Origin of the sequence: Kineococcus gurbantunggutensis (genome assembly GCF_050871925.1) — a bacterium.
Lineage (GTDB): Bacteria > Actinomycetota > Actinomycetes > Actinomycetales > Kineococcaceae > Kineococcus.
In genome coordinates, this window is sequence record NZ_JBJLSG010000201.1 from 1 (window position 1) to 7,829 (window position 7,829).

Below are 7,829 nucleotides of genomic sequence, written 5' to 3' on the forward strand. Positions count from 1 at the left end.
CAGGCGACGGGCTGAGCGGGCTGAGCGGGCTGGGCGGGCTGGGTGGCGGCCGTGGCGGGGGTGCCGGCGGCCAGGGCCTCGCGCACCGAGGTCCACGACGCCAGCACCGCCCGCACGTCCTCGCGCCGCTCGCCGGCCAGCGCCCGCTCGTGGGCGCGCTCGAGGACGTCGTCCACGAGCACGCGCGCGCCCGAGGCCGCCGAGGCGACCGCGGCCTCGACCATCGCCAGGCTCAGGACGTTCTCGTGCACCTCGCCCATCGGCGCGGTGCCCGCGCGCAGGGCGCGCGTGAAGGCGCGCAGCGAGCCGGCGATCTCCCGGCCGGGGTCGGCCGAGGGGGCGGGCGCGGCGCCGGAGGAGGTCTCCAGCACGGGCGCGGAGTCGCCGTCCCAGCGGGCGGTGCCCGCCGAGCCGGACAGCCGCCAGGAGCCGTTCCACGACGTCTCCTGCCCCGGCGAGCACCAGCTGCCGGTGTAGACGTAGCGCACCCCGCCGGTCATCTCGAACACCGCGGTGGCCGCGGCGTCACCGGCGTACCAGCTCCAGGAGGGGTTGAACTCCTCGCAGTACACCGACACCGGCTCCGCCCCCAGCAGGAAGCGGGCGGTGTCGAAGGGGTGGATCGCCATGTCCAGCAGCAGCGGGTGGGCCATCTCCTCGCGGAACCCGCCGAAGCGCGGGGCCTTGAAGAACTCGGTGGTCAGCACGCCGGGGTCGCCGACCGCGCGCGCCTGCTCCCGGAAGGCGAACAGGTGGGCGTTGTAGCGGCGGGACTGGCTGACGACGAACAGCTCGCCGGTGACCTCGGCGGCCGCCACCAGCGACAGCGCCTGGGCGACGTCCTCGGCGACGGGCTTCTCCCCCAGCACCGGCAGCCCGGCGAAGAGGGCGGCGGTGGTCACCGGGTGGTGCGCGCGCGGCACGGTGACGTTGACGAGGGCGTCCGCCCCGGTGGCGCGCGCCAGCTCGACGGCGTCGCGGCCCAGCGGCACGTCCGGCACGCCGGCGTCGGCGACCGCGGCGGCGGCGGTGCCGAGGTCGAGGTCGACCACGCCGGCCAGCTCCACCTCGGCGTCGTCGAGGATCGTGCGCAGCCACGCCCTGCCCATGCCGCCGGCGCCCACGAGGACGACGCGCAGGGGTGCGCTCACTGCCCGGCCCCCTGCAGCTCGGACCCCGCGGCCCCCTGGGCCTCCTGCGCTTCCGCCTTCAGCGCACCCTGGTAGCCGTGGCCGTTGTAGAAGTCCTCGGTCTCGTAGCGCAGCAGCACCGGGGCGGTGCGCTCGGGGCGCACGGTCACGGCCCACTCGACGGCGTTGGAGATCACCTTGCGCACCCCGTCGTGGAAGTACGTGGGGTACTCCTGGTCGCCGGGGCGGAAGTAGAAAATCTTCCCGTGCCCGCGCTTGAAGGTGCAGCCGGAGCGGAACACCTCCCCGCCGGAGAAGGAGGAGATGAACACCAGCTCGTCGGGGGCGGGGATGTCGAAGAACTCCCCGTACATCTCGTCCTCGTCGATGATGAGCGGCTGCGGCACGCCCTGCGCGATGGGGTGGGTGGGGTCGACCGTCCACACCAGCTCGCGGTCGTGCTCGGCGCGCCAGCGCAGCGTGCAGGAGGTGCCCATGAGCCGGGTGAACACCTTCGACCAGTGCCCGGAGTGCAGCACGATCAGGCCCATGCCGGCCAGGACGTGCTGCTGCACGCGCTCGGCGACCTCGTCGGAGACCTCGCCGTGGGCGGCGTGCCCCCACCAGGTCAGGACGTCGGTCTCGCGCAGCACCTCCTCGGTGAGGCCGTGCTCGGGCTCGTCGAGGGTGGCGGTGCGCACGACGGCGCGCGCGCCGAGGTGCTGCTCGACGCCCTGGGCGATGGCGCCGTGCATGCCGTCGGGGTAGCGCGCGGCGACCTCCGGCTCGAGCTGCTCGTGGCGGTTCTCGCCCCAGACGGTGACGCGGATCGGGTTGCTCACTGGTCCTCCTCGGGACTGGTGGTGGGGGCGTCCCTCAGGACTTGACGGACCCGCCCGCCAGGCCGGCGGCGACGTAGCGCTGGGCCAGGACGAGCAGGGCGATGGCGGGCAGCGACGACAGCACGGCCGTCGCCATGATGGGCGACCAGTCGGCGACGAAGCTGCCGACGTAGGTGTACAGGCCCAGGGTGACCGGGCGCACGTCCTCGGTGGTGGTCAGGGTCAGGGCGAACAGGAAGTCGCCCCAGGCGAACAGGAACGTGAACAGCCCGGCGGTGATGAGCGCGTTGCGGCTCATCGGCAGCACGACGGAGACGAACGCGCGCACGGGCCCGGCGCCGTCCACGTACGCGGCCTCGATGACGGAGGGCGGCACGCCGCGCATGAACGCGCGCAGCAGCAGGATCGAGAACGGCACCCCGGCGGTGGAGTCGGCCAGGACCAGGCCGGGCACGCTGTTGAGCACGCCGAGGTCGCTGTAGAGGTTGTACAGGGCGTTGGCGACGACGATGCCGGGGACCATCTGCGTGATGAGGACCCCGAACAGCACCGCGTCGGCCCACCGCCCGAACCGGAAGTGGGCCATGGCGTAGGCGGCCGGGGTGGCGACCAGCAGGCTGAACACCACCGAGCCGATGCTCACCACGAGGCTGGTGACGAGGTTGCCGCCCTGCTGGGCGATGGCCGTCTCGTACCCGCGCAGGGTGAGGTCGAACGGCAGCCACGGCGTCGCGACGGCGTTGCCGGCCGGCTGCAGGGAGACGTTCACCATCCAGTACAGCGGGAACAGCATGAACGCCAGCAGGACGAGGCCGACGGCGGTGTGCAGCGGGCGGCGCGGCGCCCGGCCCTCGCCGGGCCCGGTGCGCGCCGCCGCGGCGGCCGCCGGGCGGGTGGGCAGTGCGGTGCTCACGGGGTGCTCCTCACTCGTCCACCGCGCGCCGGTTGGCGCGCAGGTAGACGATCGCGAAGGCCAGGGACATGAGGATGAGGATGTTGCCCAGGGCGGCACCGGCACCGAAGTCGAACTCCCGGAAGGAGGCCATGTACGACGCCAGGGCGATGGTCTGGGTCGCGTTGGCCGGTCCGCCGCCGGTGAGGCCGAGGATGACGTCCAGGACCTTCAGCGTGTAGACGACGCCCAGGACGAGCACCACGGTGACCACCGGGCGCAGCAGCGGCCAGGTGATGTGCCGGAACGCGCGCCAGCCGGTGGCGCCGTCCAGCGCGCCGGCCTCGTACAGCTCCTCGGGGATCTCCTGCAGCCCGCCGTAGAGGATCGTGGTGTTGAACGGGATGCCGAGCCAGATGTTGACCCCGATGACGGCGACCAGGGCCAGCGAGGTGCTGGTCAGCCACTCGGGGCGGGCGTCGACGAGCGGCAGGGCGGACAGGATGCGGTTTAGGGCGCCGTTGTCGGTGTCCAGGATCCACCGCCACACCGCCGTCCCGGCGATCATGGGGATCAGCCAGGGCAGCAGCAGCAGCGAGCGCAGCACGCCCGAGAGCGCGAACCGCTTGCGGAAGAACAGCGCGATCGCCAGGCCGATGACGAACTGTCCGGCGATCGAGCCGGCGGTGAAGAGCACCGTGTTGACCACGGCGCGGCTGAAGACGGCGTCGCCGACGACGTCGGCGTAGTTCGCCAGCCCCACCCACGGCGCCTCGCCCGTGTAGAAGGTGCGCGTCGTGTACTCCTGGAACCCCATGAGCACGTTCTTGACGATGGGGTAGCCGAAGAAGACGGTCAGGTACACCACGGCGGGGGCGAGGAACGCGACCTCGAGGAGCCGCCCGGACACCCGTCGCGAGGGGCCCCGTCGCGCCGGCGCCGGGGCCGGCGGGGCGCCGACCCCGCCGGCCGCGCGCCCGGGGGCGGCGAGGTCAGCCATCCTGCGCCTGCCGGAGGGCCTCCTCGGGCGTCATGCCGCCGACGAGGGCGTTCTGGACCGCCGTGTAGATCTTCGTGGCGGCCTTCGGCCAGTCCGGGCCCAGCTCACCGGTGCGCGCGCGCAGGTCGGGGACCTGCTCGGCGAAGGTGGCCAGGTTCGGGTTCTGCGCGGAGACCTGCCCGGCCAGCTCCGGCTTGGTGGGCACGGTGCCGGTGGCCACCGAGATCTCCACCTGGTTCTCGTCGCCGGTGAGGCACTGCACGAGCTCGGCGGCCTTCTGCTGCTTGGCCTGGTCGCCGGTCTGCGGGATCGCCCACGCCTCGCCGCCGAACGGGGAGACGACGGTGCCGCCGGCGGTGGGCGCCGGGATCGGCACGATGCCGTACTCCAGGCCCTCCACGGGGTCCAGGACGCCGAAGTTCCACGGGCCGTTGATCATCATGGCGGCGTTGCCGGCGGCGAACTGGTCGGCGACGTCGGCCTGCGACCAGTTCACGGAGGACTTCGACAGCGAACCGGAGTCCACCATGTCCTTGACGAGCTGCAGCGCGGCGGCGGTCTCGGGGGTGGCGATGTCCTTCTCGTCGCCGCCGTTGGACCACATGAACGGCAGGAACTGCCAGGTGCCCTCGTAGGTGTTGATGTTCGACATCGCGAACCCGTACCGGTCGCCCTCGGTGAGGGCCGCGGCGGCGGTCTTGAGCTCGTCCCAGGTGGTGGGCGGCTGGATGCCGGCCTGCTCCAGGACCGTCTTGTTGTAGAACAGCGCGATCGTGTTGGTCACCGGCTGCAGCGCGTACAGCTCGCCCTCGTAGGTCGAGGCCTTCAGGACGCCCTCGGCGACGCCGGTGGAGTCCACGCCCAGCTCGCCCAGCGGGGCCAGCGCGCCGGAGGCGGCGATCTGCTGCACGTCGGGGTTGTCGAGCATGAGCACGTCGGGCAGCGTGCGCGAGGAGCTCTGCTGGAGCACCTTCTGGATGAGGCTCTCGCCGGGGACGGCCTCGCGGTCGATCTCCACCCCGACCTGCTCCCCGCACGCCATCACCGCGTCGTTCCACAGCGTGGCGTTGGGGTCGGAGTTGTAGTAGTCCAGCACCCGCAGCGTGCCGGGGTCGCCGGACGCCGCCCCGCCGGCGCTGCCGCCGCCGCAGGCGCCCACCAGCAGGGGCACGGTCAGCGCGGCGGCCAGCGCGGTCCGCGCGGTTCCTCGTCGAGCCATGTCGTTCCTCTCCTCGTGCCCACGGCGTCGTGGGCGTCGGTCGTGCTCAGGTCCTGCTCGGGTCCTCCCGGTCCTTCCCGGGTCGTGCGGTCGTGCGGTGGTGCGGCACCGGCCCGTCGATGCGTATCGACGACGGGCGCGGGGGTGGCCCCGCGGCGGTGCGGTGCGTGCGGCGGCTCAGCCCGGGGTGCGGACCGAGCGCCGTCGGGTGAGCTCCGCGGGCACCCGGCGCAGCTCGCCGGGGACCGCGGGGTCGTCGATCAGGGCGAACAGCCACTCCATCGCCCGCCGCGACACGTCGCGCGGCTGCGTGGACACCGCCGTCAGCGGCACCTGCTGCGCCTGCGCCTCGGCGTCGGTGGACAGCGCCACCAGGTCCACGTCGCGGCCCGGGACCAGCCCGCGCCGCAGCAGCCCGTTGACGACCTCGTGCGCGCCGGTGGTGGCCAGCAGGCCCGGGGGCGCCCCGCGCCGGCCGGCCAGGACGTCGCCCAGGACGCGGTCCACCGCCTCCTGCCCCGCGGGGACCGCGCACCAGCGCAGCCGCACCCCGCGGGCGCGGGCCTCCTCCCGCGCCGCCGCCCGGAAGCGCGGCACGTAGTTGATGCCGCGCTCCTCCGCGTCCGGCCCCCAGCCCAGCACGACGACCTCGCGGTCGCCGGCCCCGGCCAGCTCGGCCACCAGCAGCCGGGCGGCGGACTCGAAGTCGAAGTCGATGCAGTGCAGGCCCTCGGCGTCCTCGGGGAAGCCGATGAACAGCGCCGGGCGCGGCAGCGAGCGCGCCACGGCGGCGCGCTCGTCGTGCGTGCGCACCTCCATGACCACCACCGCGTCGCACAGCGCCCGCCCCGCCACCCGCTGCAGCGCGCCCGGCCCCTCGTCGGCCGTGACGATCAGCAGGTCGAAGTCGCGGGCGCGCGCGGCCAGGGCGATCTCCTCCACGAACGCCATGAGCCCGTGGGCGCTCAGGGAGCTGCGGAACGGCACGACCGCCGCGACGACGTTGGTGCGCTGGCTCGCCAGCGCCCGCGCCCCCGCGTGCGGCTGGTAGGTCAGCTGCTCCATCGCGTCCTCGACGAGGCGGCGCGTCTTCTCCGAGATGGGCCGCTTGCCGCTCATGACGTACGAGACCGTGCTCTGCGAGACGCCGGCGACGCGCGCCACGTCCTTGCTCGTCGGGACCCTGGCCACGCCGCCCTCCCCCCACGCCCGTCGTCGATGCGTATCGAGGAGGACCGTAGCGGGCAGTCCCGCGAAGGGGCAAGGATTCCCCTCACGTCGGTGCGGCAAGCTGCCGATGAGCTGACGGACGAGTCCACGAGCAGGGAGACCCCGTGCCGAAGCACCACCGCCGCGCGCACCGCCGCGCGCACCGCCGGCGCACCCCGCTGCGCACCGCCGCGCTGGCCCTGGGCTGCGCGCTGCTCGCGCTGCCCCCCGGCGCCGCCGCCGCGGCGCCCGCGGGCCCGGGCGTCCCCGTGGACCTGCTGCGCCGCGTCGGCGACCGCCTCGTGCTGGAGACCGTCACCGCGCCCGGCGCCGCCGCCGCCGAGCGCCTGGCCGACGAGCTGGACGCCGACCCGGCGGTCTCCTCCGCCGAGCCGCGCACCACCTACCGCCTCACCCCCACCGCCGGCGAGCGCCTCGGCGGCCCGCTGCTGCTGGCCACCGACCCCTACCTGCGCTACGCCACCCACCTCGACGAGATCGCCGCGCCCGCCGCCTGGGCCACCACCACCGGCCGCGGCGTCACCGTCGCCGTCCTCGACAGCGGCGTGGACCCCACCGCCCCCGACCTCGCCGGCCGCGTCCTGCCCGGCGCGAACCTGGCCGCCGGCACCGACATCGGCACCCACGGCACCCAGGTAGCCACCGTCGTGGCCGGCGCGCGCGGCAACGCCCACGGCGCGATCGGCGTGGCCCCGGAGGTGGAGGTGCTGCCGGTGCGGGTGTGCACCCCCGACGGGTGCGCCGGCGACGCGGTCGCCCGCGGGATCCTGTGGGCCGCCGACCACGGCGCGGAGGTCCTCAACCTCTCCCTGGGCGGGGAGACGTACAGCAGGGTCACCGCCGACGCGGTGCAGTACGCGATCGGCAAGGGCGTGGTGGTCGTCGCCTCCGCCGGCAACTCCGGCGACCGCGGCAACCCCGTGGAGTACCCGGCGTCCTACCCGGGCGTGGTCTCCGTCTCCGCCTCGGCCGCCGGCGGCGGCGCCGCGCCGTGGGCGCAGCACAACGACTCCGTGGACCTCAGCGCCCCCGGCGAGCAGGTCGTCGTCGGCGGCCCGGCGGCCGAGGGCCACGCCTACTTCCTCGCCCGGGGCACCTCGTTCTCCGCCCCGCAGGTCGCCGCCGCCGCCGCGCTGGTGCGCTCGGTGAACACCACCGCCACGGCCGCGCAGGTCGAGGGTTTCCTGGAGGCCACCGCCGCGCCGCGCCCGTCCTGGCCCGCCGGCTACGGCGCCGGGATGCTCGACGTCGCCGCCGCCGTGCGCGCCGCCGCCACCCCGGTGACCACCAGCTCTCCCGCCCCCGTCGTCCCCCGCCGCACCCGCACCCCCCGCGCCTGACCCCTCCCCGCCGCTCCCCCTCCCCGCCGCTCCCCCTCCCCGTACCCGCCCCTCCCTGGGGGGGGGGGGGGGGGGGGGGGGTGGGGAGGGGGCGGTGCCGCGGGGGGGGGGGGGGGGGGGGGGGGGGGGGGGGGGGGGGGGGGGGGGGGGGGGGGGGGGGGGGGGGGGGGGGGGGG

Annotated in this window: 7 protein-coding genes; 1 reads left to right on the forward strand and 6 read right to left on the reverse strand. The window is 75.1% G+C overall.

The window, feature by feature from the left end; translation table 11 throughout:
• The 6 genes from ACRYR7_RS22965 to ACRYR7_RS22990 form a co-directional block, all read right to left on the reverse strand.
• A partial coding sequence (locus ACRYR7_RS22965) for a Gfo/Idh/MocA family protein (RefSeq protein ID WP_432574484.1) occupies window positions 1-1,109 on the reverse strand: 1,109 nt, incomplete at its 3' end.
• A 38-nt stretch (window positions 1,110-1,147) separates the two neighbouring features.
• Window positions 1,148-1,972, reverse strand: coding sequence for a ThuA domain-containing protein (locus ACRYR7_RS22970; protein ID WP_432574472.1), 825 nt, complete (start codon window positions 1,970-1,972; stop codon window positions 1,148-1,150).
• A 34-nt stretch (window positions 1,973-2,006) separates the two neighbouring features.
• Entirely contained in the window at window positions 2,007-2,885 is an 879-nt protein-coding gene (locus ACRYR7_RS22975; protein WP_432574474.1) for a carbohydrate ABC transporter permease, read from the reverse strand.
• Between the two features lie 10 nt (window positions 2,886-2,895).
• Window positions 2,896-3,864 (reverse strand): carbohydrate ABC transporter permease, encoded by a 969-nt coding sequence (locus ACRYR7_RS22980; protein ID WP_432574476.1) that lies wholly within the window; start codon window positions 3,862-3,864, stop codon window positions 2,896-2,898.
• Complete coding sequence (locus ACRYR7_RS22985; RefSeq protein WP_432574478.1) at window positions 3,857-5,083, reverse strand: sugar ABC transporter substrate-binding protein; 1,227 nt, start codon at window positions 5,081-5,083, stop codon at window positions 3,857-3,859. Before ACRYR7_RS22985 ends, ACRYR7_RS22980 begins: the two co-directional genes overlap by 8 nt.
• A gap of 177 nt (window positions 5,084-5,260) precedes the next feature.
• Window positions 5,261-6,274 carry a LacI family DNA-binding transcriptional regulator gene (locus ACRYR7_RS22990; protein ID WP_432574480.1) on the reverse strand — a complete coding sequence of 338 codons (1,014 nt, stop codon included), beginning with the start codon at window positions 6,272-6,274 and terminating at the stop codon, window positions 5,261-5,263.
• A gap of 143 nt (window positions 6,275-6,417) precedes the next feature.
• Here ACRYR7_RS22990 and ACRYR7_RS22995 point away from each other — a divergent pair, with 143 nt between their 5' ends.
• Entirely contained in the window at window positions 6,418-7,653 is a 1,236-nt protein-coding gene (locus ACRYR7_RS22995; protein WP_432574482.1) for a S8 family peptidase, read from the forward strand.
• Window positions 7,654-7,829 lie beyond the last annotated feature (176 nt).

What these genes read in the sequence shown, in the direction of transcription:
- ACRYR7_RS22985 (WP_432574478.1), bottom strand. Translation starts at nt 5,083, where the DNA reads ATGGCTCGACGAGGAACCGCGCGGACCGCGCTGGCCGCCGCGCTGACC.
- ACRYR7_RS22980 (WP_432574476.1), bottom strand. Translation starts at nt 3,864, where the DNA reads ATGGCTGACCTCGCCGCCCCCGGGCGCGCGGCCGGCGGGGTCGGCGCC.